This window comes from Hymenobacter sp. (genome assembly GCF_035709525.1).
GTDB lineage: Bacteria > Bacteroidota > Bacteroidia > Cytophagales > Hymenobacteraceae > Hymenobacter.
The window spans coordinates 33,052-52,190 of record NZ_DASTEP010000233.1 but is presented as its reverse complement, the minus strand read 5'-3'; the positions used below and the strand labels follow the sequence as shown (position 1 = coordinate 52,190).

Here is a 19,139-nt window from a genome sequence, read left to right as displayed (position 1 = left end):
GGGGCCGGGGGGTGAGGTTCCCACGCCAGGGAAGTACCCAATAATTCATGAAATGAAAAAGCTCCTTTTCCTCCTGCTCCTCGCCACCCCCGCCCTGGCCCAAACCACCCCCGATACCATCGTTTTCAACCCCCGCCGCGCCGTGACGCTGCAAGGCAGCAGCAACTTTCGCGACCTCGGCGGCTACCCGGCCGCGGGCGGCAAGCGCGTGAAGTGGGGACACATCTACCGCTCGGCCGATATCAGTAAGCTGACCGACAGCGACCTGCAAGCCCTGCAAAGCCGGCATGTGGCGCTGGTGTGCGACCTGCGCGGCCCCCAGGAAGTGGCCCAGGCCCCCGACCGCCTGCCCCCCGGCGCGCGCCGCGTGGAGCTGCCCGCCGGCAGCGAGAAAATCGACCCGCGCGCGATGATGAGCGGCGGCAAAAACGTGAACCGCGACTCGCTGATGCGGGCCGTGTACACCAACCTCAGCTTCTTCCCGGCCAAGTACAAGCCCATGTTTGACGAGTTGCTGGCGCTGCCCGCCAGCGAGGCCATGCTCTTCCACTGCACGGCGGGCAAGGACCGCACCGGCATCGGGGCGGCACTGGTGCTGTCGGCGCTGGGCGTGCCCCGGCCTACCATCATTAAGGACTACGCCGCCACCGACGTGTACTGGCAGGCCGGCCGCGAGCAAAGCTTGCAGCGCCTGAGCCAGGCCGGCTTGTCGGCCGAAGCCGTGAATGCCTACCGCCCGCTGATGACCGCCAACCCGGCTTATCTGGCTGGTACGTTTGCGGCCATCGACAAGCAATATGGCTCGGTGGATAAGTACCTGGCGAAGGAGATGGACTTGACGCCTAAGAAGCTGGCGGCGCTGCGCGCCAAGTATTTAACAAATTAGAAGTAGAGACGCATACTTGCGTCTCACGTTGTTCAGCCCGCCTGGCAGCCGAATGACGTGAGACGCAAGTATGCGTCTCTACAGCTTAAAAACCAGCCGGAATCCGGCTGGCTTACCTACCAGAGAAAACCTACGTGAAATTCTTTTCTATAAACCGCACGCTACTATTATCCACCGGCCTGCTACTAAGCGCCCCGCTAGCCTTCGCCCAAAACCGCCCCGCGCCCAAGCTGCTCGTGGGCATCATGGTCGACCAGATGCGGCCCGACTACCTCACCCGCTTCGCCAACGACTTTGGGCCGGACGGCTTCAACCGGCTGCGGCGCGAGGGCCTGGAGTGCCGCAACACGCACTACAACTACATCCCGACCGTGACCGGACCGGGGCACTCCAGCGTGTACACGGGCACTACGCCGCGCTACCACGGCATCGTGGGCAACTCGTGGTACAGCCGCCAGCTTCGCCGCGACGTGTACTGCACCGACGACACCACCGTGACGCTCGTGGGCCCGGCCACCAAGGGCATGGGCGTATCGGCCCGCAACCAGGTGAGCACCACCCTCGGCGACGAGCTCAAAATGACCTACGGCGGCCGCAGCCGCGTGCTGGCTATGTCGTTGAAAGACCGGGCTTCGGCCCTGCCGGCCGGGCACATGGCCGATGGCGCGTTTTGGTTTGATACGGGCACGGGCAACTTCATTTCGAGCACGTTCTATATGCCCACGCTGCCGGCCTGGGTGCAGAGCTTTAATGCCCAGAAGAAGGCCGACGCCTACCGCAGCCAGACCTGGACGCCCCTGCGCGGCCCCGAAGCCTACCGCAACAGCCTGCCCGACTCGAACCGCTACGAGCGCATTTTCAAGGGCAAAACCGCCGCTACCTTTCCCTACGACCTTTCCAAACTCGCTCCGCAAAACCCGCCGCCCTACGAGTGCATGTACACCTCACCGTTTGGCAATAACCTGCTGACGGACTTGGCGTTGACCGCCCTGCAAAATACCGACCTGGGCCGCGACGACGTGCCCGATTTGCTGGCCATCAGCTACTCCAGTCCCGATGCGGTGGGCCACACCTTCGGGCCGCTTTCTAAGGAAGAAAACGACCTCTATCTGCGCCTCGACCTAGAGCTAGCCCGCCTGCTGCAAGCCCTCGACAAAACCGTGGGCAAGGGCAACTACGCCGTGTTCCTGACCGCCGACCACGGCGCGAGCGAGGTGACGCGCTACCTCGCCGACCACCAGGCCCCGGTGGGTGCCTTCTCGCAGGCCGACCTCAACAAGGCCGCCAATGCCTACCTCGCCGCCCAACTCGGCCCCGGCCAGTGGATAGAAGCCGAGCGCAACCACATGTACTACCTCAACCGCCCGCTGCTGGCCCAGCGCAAGCTCGACCTGGCGCACGCCCAGGCGGTGCTGGCCGAGTTTCTGCGCGACCAGCCCGGCATTGCGCAAGTAAACACCACCACGCAACTGCTGAACGGCGGCTACACCACCGGCCTGGAGGCCCGCCTGCAAATGGGCCTTTACTACCCGCGCTTCGGCGACGTGCGCTTTGAGCTGCTGCCCGGCTGGACGGGCGACATCGGGGTAGGCGCCAGCCACGGCACCGGCTACGCCTATGACACCCACGTGCCGCTGCTGTGGTGGGGGCCGGGCATCCCGGCCGGCGTGGTCAGCTACGCGCCGCACACCATCACCGACATCGCGCCCACGGCCGCCATGCTGCTCAACAGCAAGCTGCCCAGCGCCTGCACCGGCCAGCCCATCGTGGAGGTGCTGAGCCCGCAAGGGGCTGTTATGCAGTTGAAAAAGAAGTAAGCGGCGATTCTTATCGCTAGTGCTACTACACGACAAAGCCCCGGCATCAGAGCTGATGCCGGGGCTTTGTCGTGTAGTGCACGCTACGCCGCCACTTGCAGCAGCGGCTCCAGCACGGTCCACACATTGGCAGCTAGTAGGCGCTGGCCAGCCGCGTTGGGGTGCACGCGGTCAGGTAGGTTGAGCTGGGGGCGGCCCAGTACGCCCGCCAGCAGCGAGGGTACAAAGGCTATGCCTTCTGCCTCCGCCAACGAGCGAAACAGGCCCGCAAACTCCTGGGCGTAGCGCGCCAGACCAGGCACACCCAGCGGGCCTAGGTCAAACGGAAACTCTAAGCCCGCCAGCACCAACTGTGCCTGCGGAAACTGCCGCCGCACCTCGGTCAAGATGTAGCGTAAGTTGGCCACCGTTTCGCGCACCGCAATGCCGCGCAGGCCATCGTTGGCCCCTAGGGCCAGCACAAAAATGTCGGGCGCTTGGCGGGCCAGCACGCTGGGTAGGCGCTGGCGGCCGCCAGCGCTGGTTTCGCCACTCACGCCGTAGTTGAGGGCGCGGTACTGGAGCCCAGCCGCGTCGAGCTTCTGCTGAATCTGGGCCGGAAAGCTGTCGGCCGCCGGCAGGCCGTAGCCCGCCGTGAGGCTGTCGCCAAAGAAAAGTATATTTTTCATGAATAAAAAGCTGCCCCGCCGCCCGCCTCTAAAAGAGGCGGCGACGGGGCACTGTTGCTAAAAAAGACTGAAAAGCTTACATCCGGGCAAAATGCTCGGCCGCCAGGTGCGCCCCCTGCTCGGTGCATAGGCCCCGGATATAATACAAAAAGATGCTGCGAAAAATTTCCGCTGCCTGAAAGCTGCCGGCCGGAAAAAGACCCGGCGTAATGGCAATATTGACCTGCTGAATCAGGATAATGGTGACGAGCCGGATGTTGATATCGCTCCGAAACAGTCCTTGCAGGATACCCTCATTCAGCAACTGATGCAGCTGCGGCGTAGAATAAGTAGCCAGATGGTCTTGCACTAGCTGCCAGGCCGCTGGAAACTGCGTCAAATCGGTGAGGTAGGCTGTGTCAGTAACAACCAAATCCTCAATAGAGTAATTGATGAGGGCGTAGAGCCGCTCGACCGCCGACGCAAACCGCGCATACAGGCGCACGTGGTCATGTTTCTGGCGCTCGAGGTCGGTGTATAGGCTATCCAGCAGCAGGGCCGCCCGGTCGGGGTATTGTGCGGCCAGCGCGCCTGGCGCGATGCCCAGAGCAGCGGCTAATTCGGTATCGGTAGGTGCGTGGATACCCTTACGGCGAAATACGGCCATGCTCGCCGAGAAGGCCGTAGCCGCAAAAGGGGGAAGGGTAGACATGTGGAAGCCTGGCGCAGCAGGGCCAGTGCTGTCCGAACGGCATAATTCCGGGTAAGGTTGCGCCCGGCCGGCTACTTGCCCGCCAGCAAGCCGAGCACGAAAAAGAAGAGCAGCTGCACTAGGTAAACTAGCGGCACCAAGGGGTTGCGCTTGATGAAGGAGCTGCGCTGAAACAGCAGCTGCAACACCAACGACAACAGAAACCAGTCGCGGAAATTGCGTAGCGGAATCACGTTGCCGGTCCAGTGCCAGAAGTCGTAGCGGCTGGCCACGGGCTCGAGGCACAAATCGAAGCCCACCATGAGGGCCGCGCCCACCAGCACCCGAAACAGCATGGGCAGGGGCAAGTAGGTCGTGAGCACGCCTGCGCAGTACGTGACAATCACCCAGTTGAGGCCAATGAGCCACGGTACCTCCACGTACTTGGGCCCTAGGGTGGCGCCGTAGGTATAGCTGCCAAAAAGCGCCCCGGTGTGGACGCCCACAAACTCGGCCGTGAACCCAAGCAGGAAGGTCTGCATCACAAACAGCCAGAACGACCAGTTGCGCTCGGGCTGAAACACCCCCAGCAGCCCTGCCGTGAGCAGCAGCGTCAGGGGCGTGTATTTGAGGTAAAACGCCTTATCCTGGGCAAAAGCCAGCCCCACGAAGCCCGTGAGGTGAAACAGCAAAATCAGCCCTTGCGCCACGCGCAGCCGCGAAGCAGGCGCGGCCGAGGGCGTCGATGAATTCGAAAACTCCATAGGTAGGAGTTAAGAGTTGAGAGTTAAGAATTAGGAGTTGGCTATTTGGCTAACTCTTAACTCTTAACTCTCAACTCTTAACTAATTAAGTCGGCGACTATTTTAGCCGAAAGTAAACATAACGGAATGCCGCCGCCCGGGTGCACCGAGCCGCCACAAAAGTACAGTCCGTGAAGTCGGCTTGAAAAGTTGGGGTGCCGCAAAAAAGCTGCCAGCGCATTGTTGCTAGAGCTGCCGTAAAGCGCGCCCCCAAACGAGGACGTGTCGGCCGCGATGCCGGGTGGCGTCCACACTTTTTCGGCCGCGATAAGCGGCTCTAGGTCAGCGCCCAGCATGCGGCTGAGCTTGGCCAGCACTACGCGGCGGGTGTGGGCCGTGAGAGTAGCCCAGTCCTGGCCTTCGTCGTGGGGCACGTTCACCATCACAAACCAGTTTTCGTGGCCGGCGGGGGCGTCGGTGGGTGTTTTCTTGCTCGTGATGTTGACGTACACCGTCACATCGTCGGCCACGGTTTTCTCCTGGAAAATGGCGTCGAACTCGCGCTTGTAGTCGGCCGAAAAGAAGATGTTGTGCAAATCCAGCTCGGCAAACTCGCGGGCCACGCCCCAGTAGAAAATCAGCGCCGACGACGAGCGCGGCTGCCCTAGGGTGCGCTCGGGGGCGGGCTGCTGCGGCAGCAGCTTGCGGTAAGTGGGCACCACGTCCATGTTGCTCACCACCAGCCCAAAATCATAAATATCCTGGTCGGTGCGCACGCCCGTAACGAGGTCGCCGGCCGTCAGAATCTCGCGTACTGGTTCGTTAAAGCGAAACTTCACGCCAAACTCCTCACCTAGGCGATGCAAGCTTTGGGCGATGGCATAGATACCACCTTCCGGGTAAAACGCCCCAATGCCGTGCTCCAGGTGCGGAATGAGCGAAAGCGTGGCCGGCGCTTGGTAGGGGTCTGAGCCATTATAAGTAGCATAGCGGTCAAATAGCTGCACGAGCCGCGGGTCGCCCGCAAATGCCTTTTCGTGGCGCGCGTGCATGGTGCCGGTGAGGCCCAGCGAGGGCAGTGCGGCCACGGCCTTCAGTGTTTCGGGGCTGAAATAAGTGCCCGCCTTATGCAGCGACTTGTGCAGAAACGTGCCCGCCGTGGCGTCGTAAGCCCGGCCGCTGCGACCTAGGAACTGCGTAACCGCCGCCGCCGGGGTGCCCAGCTTTTGCTCGACCTCGGCGGCAAACTTTTGGCTGTCGGCCCAGGCTGTGAGGCGCGTGCCATCGGCAAAAAAGTAATTCGTAATCGGGTCGAGCCGCTCGTAGCGGAAGTAGTCGGCCGGCTCGCGATGGGCCAGCCGAAAAACATCATCCACGAGCTGCGGCAGCGTGAACAGCGACGGCCCCGCGTCGAAGCGGTAGCCACCCGGCAGCTCAAACTGGTGCATCTTGCCCCCAAACGAGCTACTAGCCTCAAATACCGTGACTGGGTGCCCCGCCACCGCCAGCCGCGCCGCGGCAGCCAGCCCCGCTACCCCCGCGCCAATAACGGCGACCGGTTGGCGAGAGGGCGGAGATTTCTGCTTTTTAGTAAACACGCTAGTAGTACCGAAGAAGAGGCTGCTAAAGTTCGGTGCTTATTCCACCGCCAGCACTAGGCCCTTCAAATACGCGCCCTCGGGGTGAAACAAGCTCACTGGGTGGTCGGCGGGCTGGGTGAGGCGGTGCAGAATGCGCGCCGGCCGCCCAGCCTCGATGGCAGCGGCCAGTACTGCACCTTCAAATAGCTCGGGGCTAACGACTTGCGAGCACGAGAAAGTGAAAAGCAACCCACCCGGCGCCAGATGCGCGATGCCTGAGGCATTGAGGCGCTTGTAGCCCATGAGGGCGGCGTGGCGGGCGCCCATGTGCTTGGCAAAGGCGGGCGGGTCGAGCACCAGCAGGTCGTACTCGGCCGAGTGGCTTTTGAGGAAGCTGAGTACGTCTTCGGGGTAGGCGGCGTGGCGCTCGGCGTGGTTCGATAGCTCGGCATTGCGCTCGGTGAGGGCGATGGCTTTTTTGCTGCTATCGACGGAATGCACCAGTTCGGCCCCGGCCTCCAGGGCATATACTGAGAAGCCGCCGGTGTAGCAGAAGGTATTGAGCACGCGGCGGCCGGGCGCGTAGCGAGCCAGCAGGGCGCGGTTGTCGCGCTGGTCGATGAAGAAGCCGGTTTTCTGGCCCGTTTCCCAATCCACGGCAAACTGGTGGCCGTTTTCGCTCACAATGTGTTCGGCGCCGGTGCTTTCGCCGAAGAGGTAGCCGTTTTTGGCGTCGCCCACGGCGTTGCCGGGCACAGTTTCCGAGCTTTTATCGTAGATGGCGCGCAACTTGTCGCCGAATATAACTTGCAGGGCACTAGCTATTTCGGGACGGGCGCGGTACATGCCCACGCTGTGCGCCTGTACCACGGCCACGTCGCCATACACGTCGATGATGAGGCCGGGTAGGCCGTCGCCCTCGGCGTGCACCAGCCGGAAAACGTTGGTTTGGTGCTTAGTGCCGGGTGCTTGGTGCTTGGGCTCAACCAGCCCCAGGCGCTGGCGCAGGGCGTAAGCGTTGGCAAGCTTTTTTACCCAAAAATCGGGGGTAGGTAGCTCAGCCGACGCCCCAAAATCAAGCATCCGCACCGCGATGGAGCCGCCGCCCGAGTAGTGGCCCACGCCTAGCAATTCGCCCGCTTGGGTTTCGACGCGCACGGCTTCGCCCTCCGTGGGCTCACCCTGCACGCGGGCAATGGCCCCCGAAAATACCCAAGGGTGACGGCGGCGCAGGGAGTGGTCTTTTCCGTTTTTGAGGACGATGGTGGCGGGCATGTGGTAGTGCTTGGTGCTTAGTTATCGGTACTTGGTATTTGAATACAAAGGTCGCACCTTTCTGCCGCCCCATATCTAAACACCAAGCACTAGCAGCTAAGCACCAAAAAAACGCCGATACACCGGCCCGCGCAGCTTGAACTGCGCCCACATAGCGGGCCGAATCAGCCAGTCGAGCCAGCGGCGGCCGGTGCTGAAATAAATATCTTCTACGATGACAGTGCCGCCGCCCAGCGCAGGTTGTAGCAGGTGGCGGTGCCGCCACTGCCGCAGCGGCGCGGGCAGCGTTTGACCCTCATCCACAAAGTAGTGCGTGCCATCGGGGAGCACGCCGTTGTTGGTGATGAGCGAGGTCCAGCGCCAGCGCTTGAGGCCGACTTGCAGCTCGATAATCACCGTATCGCCGGGGCGATTGCCGTCGTAGCGGATGAGGTGAAACTTCGGGAACGGCGGGGCCAGGGCCACGAAAAGCTCTTGGGTGAAGCCGGCGATAACCACAGCCGGCGGCTGGGCCACCGAGAAACGGAGAACGAGATGCATAGCCCGCTATACGGCCGGGCTAGCGGGCGGGTACGGCGGCCGCATCGAGCGAGCCGATTTTGGGCTGAATTTGGATGATAAAGCGCTTATTCAGTTCTTCTTGCGCGTCGCGGTAGCGGTTCACGCCACCAAAGCCGCTGCCGGCCGGCACCACCTCGTAGCGCGGCGCGGGGAAGACGATGCCTGCCTCGCGCCACAGCTGGTACACGGCCAGCGCTCGCAGGTAACTGAGTTGGCGCGTGGCGGCCCCGTCGTAGTTCTGCGGTGAGTTGTAGGAGTAGGTGCCATCAGCCTGGCGGGTGGCGTAGCGGGCGGTGCGCCCTTCGATAACTACCAGGTATTGAATGTTATCCTGCTCATTGAGCGAGCTCAATTGACTAACTAAAAATCGGCCGGCTTGGATGAGCTTCGGCTTATACGCTTCTTTTAGCACCGGGCTGCTCGGGTCGAAAATGACGTCGAAGCTCAGCTCGTAGCGCTTGAAGTCCTTATTGTAAATAAAGTATTTCGGGTTCTCCAGCCGCTTCAAGGCCTGCTTTATCTCGTCGATTTTCTTTTTCTCCCGGAGCTGCACTTTCAGCTGTGCGTTGGCGCGCACCAGGCCTTGCTGCTTGTCCTGAAATAGCTTGTAGCTCAGCACAAACAGAACTAGCATGGTCAGAAACAAGGCCGTCATCAAATCGACGTAGCTGGGCCAGAAAAAGTCTTTGCTTTGCTTCATGGCTAGCGAACGGGGCGGCCTTTTTTACCCAAAACGGTGCGCTGAAACCAGTTGGGCTCGGTGAGCTGCTCTAGCACCGCGTTGGTGCGGTCGAGCTGGCGCAGGAGCTCGCGCTGCACCTGCTCATCGCGCTCTAGGCGCAGCTGCAAGCCAGCTAGCGCCTCGGCGCTGCGGCGGGCCTGCGCCTCCTGCAACTGATTGAGGGCCTGCTGCTGCGCGGGCAGCTGCTGAAACGGATTCAGGTACTCGATTATCTTCTGGTACACGTTGTCCTTGTTGAGCTGCCGGAAGTAGGCATCCCATTGCACGTGGGCCGATTGCGCCTGCGCCACAAACTCTTCGCGGCGTTTCTCCAGTACCTCATTCATCTTGTGGGCGTCCTCGCTCAGCGCCTGGGTCACGCCCTGGCTAATCTGCGAGAGCAGCGCCTGGTGCTCACCATAAAACTGCGCCTGCTCCCGAATGCGGGCATCGTGCTGCTCCAGGTAGCCGGGCACCTGCTTCAGGGCTGCCTCTAGGCTGCCGAGGCGGTCGAGCAGGCTCGTGATGGTGATGGCCGTGTCGGCGCCCTTGCTCACGGCCACGTTCAGGCTCTGCTGGTACCCGAGGAACTTCTCGAACGACGCCGCGCTCTCATCTACGCGGTCAAATACCTTGATGGTGGCGTTCGCTAATTCGGTGTAGCCTATCTGTTGCAGCTTTTCGAGGAAGTTCTTCTGAATGCTGATATTCTCCGTGATGCGGCTGATGAGCGGCGTAAACTCCGCAATTTTAGAGAAAAAGTCGGCCTGAATCTTCGAGAAAAAGTCTTGGTTAAACGTGTCCAGCACGGCCTTCAAATTACTCATGCTGGCCTGCATGTCCGAGTTGAGCCGGGGCAGCAGTGCCTTTTGCAAGAAGTTATAATAGCCGTTTTTGTAGCGGTCGCGTTGGGCGCGGGCCGATTTTAGCAGCTGGTTGCCACCTAGGGTCAGGGCCAGACCAATAAAGCTGCCGCTCATGGCGATGAGAATACCGCCCAAGAAGTGCGTCACATCGGCGTTGTTGAACGACGATTCGCCCGCTGCTGCCTCACCCCCAAATGGGTTAACCAACGCTATCAAGCCCAAAATGGCACCTAGGAACGTGCCGAGCAGCCCGAGGTAGAGCGGCGTCGAAATCTGCGCCTCAATCTCTTGGTCGAGTAGCGCGGCCTCGCGCTCCGAGATGTCGCGCAACGTGTTGAAGTCGGCCGCCGCGCCCTTGTTGGCCCGCAGGTAGTCATTGGTGTCCGTAATGATTTGGGCAAACTCGGGGCTGGGCCGGTTCACGGTGAGGGCGTCGTACTCCTGGGGCACGTAGCTGTCGGTGTAGCGCAGCTCGGCGTTGGCATCCACGGCCTGCACGCCGAGCTGGGCCACCTCGGGGTACATGGCCTGCACCCGCGCAATGAGGCGGCGATTCGTCAGGAAAACGAATACTTGCCAGGCAATAAGCCCCAGAATCAGGACGACTTCGAGTAGTTGTAAAAGCATAATTCGGTTAGGATAACCCGTTTGAAACGGCTTCGTTTAGCGCTGCTTGCGAGTGAATACGCTTGAACGACGTAGAGACGCAATATTTTGCGTCTTGCGTTAGGTTACGTGTCCAGACGCAAGACACAACGTATTGCGTCTCTACTAAAACGTATAAGCTAGCTGATGTTCAGCCGGGCGCGCTGCACCACCTGCCAGCCATCGGCGTGGCGCTGAAGCTGGCCGGGGGCCGCCGCCGTTACCAGCGTAATGCGGCCACCTAGGGGCGGGTCGTAGTCGAAAAACTTTTGCAGCCGCGTCAGCCCGTCGCCGATGAGGCGGGCCTGGTCCACGTTGGGGTTGAGGGTAAATGCGGCCTGGTTGGGGGTGCGCGGGTTCACGGTCAGCATCAGGGCCAGCTGGGGGAGGGGCGTATCCACGATTTTGCGCTCTTCCAAAAAGGCTGATTCCTGCACCGGGCCGTAGCGCGTGGCAGCCGGCTGCGGGGCAGCGGGCGCGGCACCAACCATTTCCTCTATCGACAGCTCTTCGGCGGCTGGCGACACTGCGGCAGCCGGAGGCGTTGGAGCTGCGGGGGCTTGCATTTCGGCTGCCTGTGCGGCCGCCGCCGCGGCCGCTAGCGACGTAGCTGAAATATGCGCTGCTGCCGCTGGTGCCGGAGCGGCAGGCGTGGTGGGAGCGCCTACGAACTGCTTCTGCAAGTCAGCCAACTGCTGCTTAAGCTGCTGAAGCTCTTTGCGAAGCTGCTGATTTTGGTTTTGGAGCTTGCGAAATTCCACAGGATTCATATCAGAAGAAGTTTCGGTTTCGACTGGCGCCAGCGGGGCCGCGTGTTGCCGGTGATGACGCCGTTTGCCCTTCGAGCGGCTGGAGGCAACGCCAAAGCCCAGCGCCGCACCTAGCAGGGCCAGCACCGCCCCGGCTAGCCCCGGCGGCATCCCGAAATAGCGCGGCTCTAGCGGCTGTTCGGTGTAGCTTGGGGTGGCGGGCAGTTGCCCTTCCGGAGCCGGGTTTTCATCTTCGGCCACCGTTTGAGAGGCACTTGCGGGCTGGGCTGCCGCTGGCGAGGTTGAGTCAGCGGCGGCTACCACCGCCGAGGTAGTGCTGCCCGCGGGTACGAAGGGCTCTAGGTCAACCTGCAAGGATTGCAGATTAACTTTCGCTAACGCGCCGGTCTTGCTGGTCTTGCGTTGGCTGACCTCGGCTATAATGGCCTGGACCACTTGCGTAGGCGTGGCTGGCTGGCCTTTTCCGACGCGGGCGAGTACAGCTTTCCAGAGCGACCCTAGCTCGGCTTTGTCGTTGAGCTGGGTGAGCACCCATTTGCTGAAATCGGTGCCCGTGGCCCATTTGGTGGCGGGCGGCGTGGCCTTTTCATCGGCCCACACGCGCCGGGCGGTGGCCGTCCAAATCTGGCCCTTCACGCTGTCCTCGCGGGTGGGGGCCGGAGCGGTTTGCCCCAGCCCCACCCGGCTTACGCCCAGCAAGATGGTCAAGCTTAAAATGCGGTGAATGTGCATGGTGCGAGCTTAGTGAGCGGAGCCATGCAGCACCTGCGACAGCACATACAGCGCGTGCTTGAGCGGCAGGAAGAACAGCGTTTCGGGGATGGGCTCGCCGGCGGGCAGCGTGTTAGCGTAGCGCTGACGGCCTAGGTTGAACGAGTCGGCCAGGGCGCCCGTCAGCTCGCGTAGCACCAGGCCGGGCGGGTTTTTGATGCCCAGGTTGTGCATGGCGGCTACCAGGTCGGAGTCGGTGAGCAGCAGCGTGAGGCACTTCTCGACGTTGGCGATAACGGCATTTTTGACTTCCTCCGTGATGTCGCTGGGGTAGAGCGGGCGGTTCTCGGTGGCGTCTTCGGTGCCGGTGCCCACGGGCTGCACGATGGGCGGCACCTCGGCGGTGCTTTCGGCATCGACGCCGGTGGCCAGTACGCCGCCGTTGGCGGTGGTTTGCTTGGGGTCGTCGGCCAGCACAATTTTGAAATTGGCTGGCGCGGGCGTACCCATTACTTTGCTCAGAATGAGGCTGGCAACCTGCTCTAGCGGACGCAAGTTGCTGGGGCACAGCAAGCGCAGGTACAAACTGCCGCGGCCCGTGAAGCACAGGTAGCGCGGCGCCGTGAGCCCGCGCAGGGCCGTCACCTGACCTAGGTGGTACACGATGGCCCCGAAGTGCAGGTAGAACAGCACGCGCAGGTGCTGCGCCATCAGCAGCCGCTCGCCAAACTGGAACTCGCGCTCGTAGTTAAAGAGCAGGCTGGCAACTTCTTCCGAGCCGAAAGCCGGGTTGGCTTCGACCACGGCCAGGCACTTCACGGCCAGCTCGGCGGCCTTGGTATGCGGCAGCGGATGCGCCCGAATGCTGTCCAGCCCGAAGCGCACCAGCCCGTTGTCTTTGGTGCCGCGCACGTCGGCCGCGCCGTCGCCCCACAGCTCGTTGCCCGCAAAGCGGAACGAGGTGCTGAACGCTGGGTGGTGCTTGCGCGGGCCGCTGGGATTGGCCTGCTGGTCGGAGTAAAAGAGCACATCCGACGTGCCGCCGCCGATGTCGATGAAGGCCGCATTCTCGCCGGGGCCGGGCGTCACGAGGCCGCGCCGGGTCAGGAAAAAATACGGGGCCGACGACTCAGGCAGGTAGGTAGTGCCGCGTTGGGTGTGGAAAATCTCTTTGAAAAGCGTGTCCCACTCGCGCTGGTACAGGTCGCGGCTGAAGGCCGAGAAGCTGAGCGGCGCAAACCAAACCACCTGCGTGGCCGACACGTTGCCGCCATGCAGCGCGGCTTTGTATTTGAACAACAGCAACATCTCGCGGAAGAACATCCGCACGCGGTGGCGGGCGGCCTCGCCGGTTTCGCCCCACTTCAGGTTGGTGTGGTAGGAGTCGTTGGTTTCTTCCTCGGTGTTGATGCCGAAGCCCACGTTGACGTTGGCCAGTAGGCGCGGCGGCTCGATGGAGAAGCTGGCGGCCTCGCTGGTAGCCGTGCGAATTGGGAACTGGTACGGCGACCCGCCCGCGCCCACAAACGAGGGCACGAACTCGCGCTGCTGGTAGCGCTGCCAGCGCCGCAGTTGAATACCGTGCGCCGGGTCTTCCTCGATGCCCCGGTACAGCTGCTCGTAGGCCTGGTAGTCAGTCTCTTCCGATGATTTCTTGAGCAAGGCCACGGCCGTATCCTCCGGCCCGAAATTGAAGGGCTGCGGCGGCTGGCTGGGCCCGTCGTGGTAGGCCACGTGGGTGTTGGTGGTGCCAAAGTCGATGGCAAAGCGGAACTCCTTGGTGCCCTGGCGCACCTCGCGCCACTTGGGCACCACCAGCGCCTGCCCGGCGGCCGGCGCGGGGTTGGTCACCACCACATAGTCGAAGGGCGTGCCCTTGATTTCGTAGTACGTGCTGCCCTCGTCGGTGCTGCTCTTGCGGGTGCGGGGGTAGGCGGTGGCGCTTTGCTCGGTGCCGGTGGGTGACAGCAGCCGGCCCTGCACCCCAAATTGCAGCTCCACCGGCTTGTGTACCAGGCTGGGGTCGATATTGTTAGCATCGACCAGCATCACCTTGTAGAAGTCGTTGAGCTGCGGCGCATCGGCGATTTTTACGAAGGGAAAAACCGACAAGCCCACGTTGGTCACCAGCAGGCGGCCTAGGCCCTCGGTGCGTGGGTTGGGGTAGTAAGCGCGCTCATAATCAACGGTGAAGCCGCCCGCCACCGGGATGCGCAGGCGCACCCGCACGCAGGCCGGGTCGAGCTCCATCGTGAGCTGGGTGGCCAGCTCCTGGGGCGTGAAGTAGTCGAAATACAGCGGCTTGATGGGCAGCAGCGGCCAGCAGGTGGGCCGGTAGCCGGGCGCGGTTTTGAGCTGGCCGGTGAGGAAGCGGCTGCTATCGACCTCGTAGGGCACGGTGAGCAGCGTTTCTTCGAGTAAGTCGTTGAGGGTGAGGTAGGGGTAGGCCAGGTCAGGGCCCGGCAGTGTGCGGTCGGGCAGGGCGCGGGCGTCGCTGGCGGGCACCTTGTTGCCGCTGTCGCCGAGCAGCGAGTTGTTGTAGTAAAACTTGCCCGGCGCTTGCAGGCCGGGGCGCAGCACCAGCGGCAGCGGGCTCGGCAGGGGCCAGCCCGGCACCGGCACCCGGTCGGGCCGAATGGTGAAGTCGGAGTTGCGAATCACGCCCTCGTCGGGGCGCACGCGCACGGCCACGCCCGCCACGGCCACCGGGTTGCCGGCCTGGTCGGCGAGGTAGGGGTAGTCGGCCAGCTGGGCGTTGCCATCCAGGCCCCACTTGTTCAAGATGTTCGGGTCGAGCGCATTGCGCACGGCCGGGGTCAGCCGGCTCAGCGCCGGGTCGGCCACAAACTGCTGGTAGATGTAGTCTTGAAACGCCTGCTCGCGCTGCCCTAGGGCCACGTAGCGGCCATCGAAGTAGTGGCCGCCGCCCTCGGGCCGCTGCACCGGCAGCGCTCGCACCGCTGGCGCCGGAAAGAACACCGTGAGCGGCGATGTGCCACCTAGTAGCTGCGGTGCTTCCTGCGGTGTCGCGCCGGGGAAGTACAGTAGGTTCAGGTCGGTGATGTTAGCAAAGCGCTTGTCATTTAGGTATAATGACAGCGCCTGGGCCAGCGGCTTGGTCTGCGGGTTGGCTTGCAGGCGGGCTAGCTCGTTGGCCTTGTTCCAGGTGCGCACGCTGAGGCGCTGGTTGGCCTGCCGCCTCTGGTAATAGTTGAACACTAGCTCCCACAAGTCCCAAAACTGCCCCACCAGCCGGTGGTGCACCGAGTCGGTCTGGCCGGGGTTGGCGCTCACGTAGGCCAGGGCGGTTTCGACCAGGTGCATGCGCGCAAAGGGCGACGGGATGGCCACCGCCACGCGCTCGGCCCGGCCGCCCTCGGGGTCGAGGATACCGCTGGGGCCTTCGATTTCATTTTTACCGATTTTGCCGGTGCGGCCCCAGCCCTCGTGGGTGCTGGAGCCCGTGCGGTGCAGGCGAAGGATTTTAGCCATGTATAGTTTGAGCTGTTAGCCGGTGGCTAGTAGCTGTTTTTTAATGAGTTTCGGGGCTGTTGTTGCGCGGACTTTGTAGTCCGTGTATGAGCGAAGCGAGTATCAGCACCTGCGAGAATCTTCGCGCAAATTGCTCGCGGTGCTCGCTCGCGGACTGCAAAGTCCGCGCAACTGCCTTCTTACGAGTACTGCAATTTGTTCTCGACCACCTTCGCGGTAGCCGTATTAAAGGCCTCTACCAGCCAGCGCAGCGCCCGCGCCGCGTCGGGGTTGTCGAGGTTGGTCTTGCCCACCGCGTCGTTCAGCTCAGCACGTAATACGTCGTCGGTCAGGCCTTTATTGAAGAATCCGGTGCTGATAATCTTATCCGCCACCATCTTGTTGAAGTCCGTTTCGTCGGGGTGCAGGGCGGCGAAGCGGCGCTCGTTCACGCCGAGCTCGCGCAGCCAGCTTTCGTACTCGGTGAAGAAATCGGTGAGGTCGGCCAGCGGGCCGGTGCTGGCGGGCAGGTGCTGGCCCAGCTTGCCGCCCTTGTAGAGCGGAGCGCTTTTTTCTTCCAGCAAGTGCTGTCGGAAATACCGGGCGAAGTAGTGAAATTGTATCATCGGCCGGGCCACCTCGCGGCGCTGGGCCGGCGAGAGCTGTCCAAAGTCCACTGTGGGGGCGTCGCTTTTCAGGCCAAACTCGTGGTAGGCCGGGTTGCCGCGGTCAAGCTGGCTGGTGGGCTGCCCTACGAAGTGCTGGATGGCGAGCGCGCCTAGCACCTCCATGAGATGCGCTTGGTTGCGCTGCTCGGCGCGGCCGGGGTTGTTGGGCAGCGGCTGGCCGGCCTGGTCACCTAGGTAGTACATGGCCTCGATGCCTTCCAGGTGCTCGGCGTAGTAGCTGAGTGCCGTCTTTGTCTTGGTAATGAAGGTGTTGGAATCAATAAAATCCTGACCGTTCTGCTTTTCCTCGGCCGAAGGCTGTTGCAGCTTAAAGTAGGGCAGCAGCACCAGCGCGCCGGCCGGCACGGCGGCCCGCACCGAGGGCTGCGGCAGGTCTACGCCGGGGTCGCGCAGGTTCTTGACTAGCAGCGGGAAGCCCGCCGCGCCCGTGCCCCCGAAGATGCTGCTGATGAAAAACACCCGGTCGTCGGAATTCAGACTTTGGGCGAGGTAGCGCATTTCCTTGGCCTGCACCAGCGAGTTGAGCACCACCGAGCCCACATTAGGCGAGCCGCGGAAACCCAGGTCGAGGCTGGCATTGAGGCTATCGGGGGTGAAGAGCAAATCGAGCAGGCCCCGCGTCTCCACGCTGGCCTCGTTGTAGTGCATGAAGTCTTTGAACGACTGATTGATGCCGCCAAAATCGTACACGAACGAGTCGCGTAGCCCCTCCACGCCGGAGGTATTGAGCTGGGCCAGCGTAGTCAAATCTTGGCCAAAAAAGCCTTCGTTTTTGGCGTGCTGGCCATCCTGGTACAGCGCGTCGTGGATGCGCTTGTAGCGCTTGAGTAGGTCCACGGTGCGGGTTACGTCGCCGTTTTGCGTGTCGGGGTCTACCAGGACGGGGATTACTTGGTCGCAGTCGGGCAGGCGCATGCCGGCGGCCAGCAGCATGGTGAGCGAGCGTAGCACTCGCGCCCCGGTGCCGCCCACGGCAAATATGAATAGACGAGCCATTTACAGAGGAAAAGGAAGTATGAGAACGTCTGTTATGCTGAGCTTGCCGAAGCATCTCTATCGCTTCGTCCAAACCGTTCAACGGTGCGGTAGAGATGCTTCGACTCCGCTTCGCTGCGCTCAGCATGACAGAATTGATAATTAACTAAAACGGCGTGCGGCGGGCGTGATTTGAGCCCCACTTCAAGGCCACCGAGAATAGTACGAACCACAGCGGCGCTACCAAGGTGTTGGTAATGATGAAGTAGCGCATATAGGGGTCGCGCACTGCGCCTGCACCCATGCTTACCTGGTAGGCTAGCAGGGCGCCTAGGCCCGCTACCAGCAGCAGCACCAACAGCCAGTGCACAGGCTTGTACATACCTAGGTGCGTAAGAGCCGGGAGGGCGTGGTTGAAGATGTAGTAAAATACAAATACCAGCGCCAGCGCCGTAAGCAGGGTGTAGAAGCCAGTGGTGTTAAAAATCTCGGCCTTATACAGCCCGTACAGCGGCGATTTACGGTCGTAAAAGAGCCCAATACCGTTTGTGTACAGGCTATTAAAGAATTGTTGCATAGCGGAAAAGGCGTTTTATTGAGCGAGGGCAAAGGTGGTGGTAAAGACGGGCGGCAGGGCCTGCGGAAAGGCCCCACGTACGCCGTTCATAATTTCGGTGAGGCGGTAGGTATGCGGCGCGGCGGTGGGCTGGTTGTCGTTTTCGGTGCTGCGCTGGGCTACCCAGGCCGGCATACCGGGTGCAGGCAGCGTCAGGCTAAGCTGGCCGCCCGCCTTGGGGAAGTCGCTGAGGCGCAGGCGTAAGGTGTGGGTGTAGGCTTGCAGTTCGGGCACGCCGGTAGTCGATTTGATGGAAGTAGGCAACAGCTGCACGCGGCCGTTAGGCACCTGGGCTTGCAAGTGCTGGGCCAAGAAGGCGGGCTCTCGCCAGGCGGCGGGCAGTTGGCGCAGGTCGAGGGCCACGGTAAACTCCACACCTTTCTTAACGTCGTCAACCTCCAGATTCGTACTTACGCCGGCTCCGCCGTAGGAAATCGACCCATCGCCGCCCGGCGCTAGCGGGCTGCCAGCTGGCACCTGCGTCAGCACCGCCGCGTAGGGCACCCTAGGGAAGGTCAGCCCAAAGTACGCTTGCTGCGTAGCGGCCGAGGCGGCCGGTAGCACCTCATTCACGTAGCGCGCCACGGCGGCGGGCGGCCCAATTACCCAGATATAGTAGGGGAGGGTCTCGCCCTTCAGCGGCCGCTGCTTGAGCGGTGTTTTCACGGCCGGGTGGTAGGTGCCGTAAAATTTCGACGTTTCGCCAAGTACGGCTACGGCTAGCCCTTTCTTGGTAACGGGCGCTAAGGCGTCGGTGATGTTGACGTTCATCAACGCACTGGTTGCCTGATTTTTGGGGCCGTAGATAAAATCGGAAATAATCACGTTAACCTTATCGGCCCCCTGAGGCAGGGCCAGGATATTCTCAAGCATCGTGGGTAGCTCGGTACCTAGGGCGGCCTCGTGGGTGTCGCCCTGCACCACTTCCCGAAAGTGCGCGTAGGTGCTGGCCTGGGGCGCCTTGTTCAGCGACAGCCAAAACTTGGTGTCGGCCACGGCTGGGCTGCTGTTGGTGCGCGAGGCCAGCAAGCTCACGCGTTGCTGAAACGCGGTGGGCTCGGTGGCCGTGGTATTGGCTGGCATGAAGCCGCGCATGCCGCCCGATAATTCCAGAAAGATATTGGCTTGGATGGGAGCCGCGGCGTCGGGCTTGGTAGTAGCTGCCGCTGGCTTGGCTGGGGCGGTCGCAGTCTCAGCCGTTGTTTTTGTATCGTCAACTTCCCCGCAGCTACTAAGTAAGACGCCGCCGAGCGCGCCCATCAGTAGTGCTTTCGTAAGTGCAGTGTGCATAGGTAAAACCAGCTACTTGGCAGTAACAACTACCGTTGAAGCCGCAAGTAACGACAAGCGACGGATTTACAACATACGCGCCAAAAAAACGGGCGTTAGAAAACGGGCCATTCCGCTTCCTAACGCCCTAAAGGCCTGCCTTCTTATTTTCGCTTACCTTATCTATATAGCCTCTCGCGTCAGCT

15 protein-coding genes are annotated in these 19,139 nt (G+C 62.0%); 2 read left to right on the top strand and 13 right to left on the bottom strand.

Going from position 1 to position 19,139, the window contains the following annotated elements; genetic code table 11:
• Positions 1-52 precede the first annotated feature (52 nt).
• Together VFO93_RS20540 and VFO93_RS20535 are read left to right on the top strand one after the other, a co-directional pair.
• Positions 53-886 carry a tyrosine-protein phosphatase gene (locus tag VFO93_RS20540; RefSeq protein WP_325136273.1) on the top strand — a complete coding sequence of 278 codons (834 nt, stop codon included), beginning with the start codon at positions 53-55 and terminating at the stop codon, positions 884-886.
• 134 nt (positions 887-1,020) lie between these two features.
• Positions 1,021-2,703: an alkaline phosphatase family protein gene (locus VFO93_RS20535; RefSeq protein ID WP_325136272.1), complete on the top strand. Its 1,683-nt coding sequence runs from the start codon at positions 1,021-1,023 to the stop codon at positions 2,701-2,703.
• An 83-nt stretch (positions 2,704-2,786) separates the two neighbouring features.
• Here the strand turns inward: VFO93_RS20535 and VFO93_RS20530 are convergent, their stop codons facing one another.
• The 13 genes from VFO93_RS20530 to VFO93_RS20470 form a co-directional block, all read right to left on the bottom strand.
• Positions 2,787-3,371: an arylesterase gene (locus tag VFO93_RS20530; RefSeq protein WP_325136271.1), complete on the bottom strand. Its 585-nt coding sequence runs from the start codon at positions 3,369-3,371 to the stop codon at positions 2,787-2,789.
• Between the two features lie 76 nt (positions 3,372-3,447).
• A complete protein-coding gene (locus tag VFO93_RS20525) occupies positions 3,448-4,062 on the bottom strand; it encodes a hypothetical protein (protein WP_325136270.1) in 615 nt (204 codons plus the stop codon).
• Between the two features lie 71 nt (positions 4,063-4,133).
• Positions 4,134-4,805, bottom strand: coding sequence for a carotenoid biosynthesis protein (locus VFO93_RS20520; RefSeq protein ID WP_325136269.1), 672 nt, complete (start codon positions 4,803-4,805; stop codon positions 4,134-4,136).
• A gap of 77 nt (positions 4,806-4,882) precedes the next feature.
• Positions 4,883-6,382 carry a 1-hydroxycarotenoid 3,4-desaturase CrtD gene (crtD, locus tag VFO93_RS20515; protein WP_325136268.1) on the bottom strand — a complete coding sequence of 500 codons (1,500 nt, stop codon included), beginning with the start codon at positions 6,380-6,382 and terminating at the stop codon, positions 4,883-4,885.
• 39 nt (positions 6,383-6,421) lie between these two features.
• Entirely contained in the window at positions 6,422-7,639 is a 1,218-nt protein-coding gene (locus tag VFO93_RS20510; protein ID WP_325136267.1) for a class I SAM-dependent rRNA methyltransferase, read from the bottom strand.
• Between the two features lie 96 nt (positions 7,640-7,735).
• Positions 7,736-8,179: a hypothetical protein gene (locus VFO93_RS20505; protein ID WP_325136266.1), complete on the bottom strand. Its 444-nt coding sequence runs from the start codon at positions 8,177-8,179 to the stop codon at positions 7,736-7,738.
• Positions 8,180-8,198: 19 nt separating this feature from the next.
• Positions 8,199-8,900, bottom strand: coding sequence for a hypothetical protein (locus VFO93_RS20500; protein ID WP_325136265.1), 702 nt, complete (start codon positions 8,898-8,900; stop codon positions 8,199-8,201).
• Positions 8,901-8,902: 2 nt separating this feature from the next.
• Positions 8,903-10,414, bottom strand: coding sequence for a hypothetical protein (locus VFO93_RS20495; protein WP_325136264.1), 1,512 nt, complete (start codon positions 10,412-10,414; stop codon positions 8,903-8,905).
• 158 nt (positions 10,415-10,572) lie between these two features.
• A complete protein-coding gene (locus VFO93_RS20490; RefSeq protein ID WP_325136263.1) occupies positions 10,573-11,934 on the bottom strand; it encodes a hypothetical protein in 1,362 nt (453 codons plus the stop codon).
• Between the two features lie 9 nt (positions 11,935-11,943).
• Positions 11,944-15,405, bottom strand: a complete 3,462-nt coding sequence (locus tag VFO93_RS20485; protein WP_325136262.1) for a hypothetical protein — start codon at positions 15,403-15,405, stop codon at positions 11,944-11,946.
• A gap of 179 nt (positions 15,406-15,584) precedes the next feature.
• Positions 15,585-17,069 carry a hypothetical protein gene (locus tag VFO93_RS20480; RefSeq protein ID WP_325136261.1) on the bottom strand — a complete coding sequence of 495 codons (1,485 nt, stop codon included), beginning with the start codon at positions 17,067-17,069 and terminating at the stop codon, positions 15,585-15,587.
• Positions 17,070-17,214: 145 nt separating this feature from the next.
• Complete coding sequence (locus VFO93_RS20475) at positions 17,215-17,625, bottom strand: hypothetical protein (protein ID WP_325136260.1); 411 nt, start codon at positions 17,623-17,625, stop codon at positions 17,215-17,217.
• Between the two features lie 15 nt (positions 17,626-17,640).
• The gene (locus tag VFO93_RS20470) at positions 17,641-18,954 is read right to left on the bottom strand and encodes a hypothetical protein (protein ID WP_325136259.1); all 1,314 of its coding nucleotides are present in this window, start codon (positions 18,952-18,954) and stop codon (positions 17,641-17,643) included.
• Positions 18,955-19,139: the final 185 nt, after the last annotated feature.

What these genes read in the sequence shown, in the direction of transcription:
- VFO93_RS20540 (WP_325136273.1), top strand. Translation starts at nt 53, where the DNA reads ATGAAAAAGCTCCTTTTCCTCCTGCTCCTCGCCACCCCCGCCCTGGCC.
- VFO93_RS20530 (WP_325136271.1), bottom strand. Translation starts at nt 3,371, where the DNA reads ATGAAAAATATACTTTTCTTTGGCGACAGCCTCACGGCGGGCTACGGC.
- VFO93_RS20525 (WP_325136270.1), bottom strand. Translation starts at nt 4,062, where the DNA reads ATGTCTACCCTTCCCCCTTTTGCGGCTACGGCCTTCTCGGCGAGCATG.
- VFO93_RS20520 (WP_325136269.1), bottom strand. Translation starts at nt 4,805, where the DNA reads ATGGAGTTTTCGAATTCATCGACGCCCTCGGCCGCGCCTGCTTCGCGG.
- VFO93_RS20510 (WP_325136267.1), bottom strand. Translation starts at nt 7,639, where the DNA reads ATGCCCGCCACCATCGTCCTCAAAAACGGAAAAGACCACTCCCTGCGC.
- VFO93_RS20505 (WP_325136266.1), bottom strand. Translation starts at nt 8,179, where the DNA reads ATGCATCTCGTTCTCCGTTTCTCGGTGGCCCAGCCGCCGGCTGTGGTT.
- VFO93_RS20500 (WP_325136265.1), bottom strand. Translation starts at nt 8,900, where the DNA reads ATGAAGCAAAGCAAAGACTTTTTCTGGCCCAGCTACGTCGATTTGATG.
- VFO93_RS20495 (WP_325136264.1), bottom strand. Translation starts at nt 10,414, where the DNA reads ATGCTTTTACAACTACTCGAAGTCGTCCTGATTCTGGGGCTTATTGCC.
- VFO93_RS20490 (WP_325136263.1), bottom strand. Translation starts at nt 11,934, where the DNA reads ATGCACATTCACCGCATTTTAAGCTTGACCATCTTGCTGGGCGTAAGC.
- VFO93_RS20485 (WP_325136262.1), bottom strand. Translation starts at nt 15,405, where the DNA reads ATGGCTAAAATCCTTCGCCTGCACCGCACGGGCTCCAGCACCCACGAG.
- VFO93_RS20480 (WP_325136261.1), bottom strand. Translation starts at nt 17,069, where the DNA reads ATGGCTCGTCTATTCATATTTGCCGTGGGCGGCACCGGGGCGCGAGTG.
- VFO93_RS20475 (WP_325136260.1), bottom strand. Translation starts at nt 17,625, where the DNA reads ATGCAACAATTCTTTAATAGCCTGTACACAAACGGTATTGGGCTCTTT.
- VFO93_RS20470 (WP_325136259.1), bottom strand. Translation starts at nt 18,954, where the DNA reads ATGCACACTGCACTTACGAAAGCACTACTGATGGGCGCGCTCGGCGGC.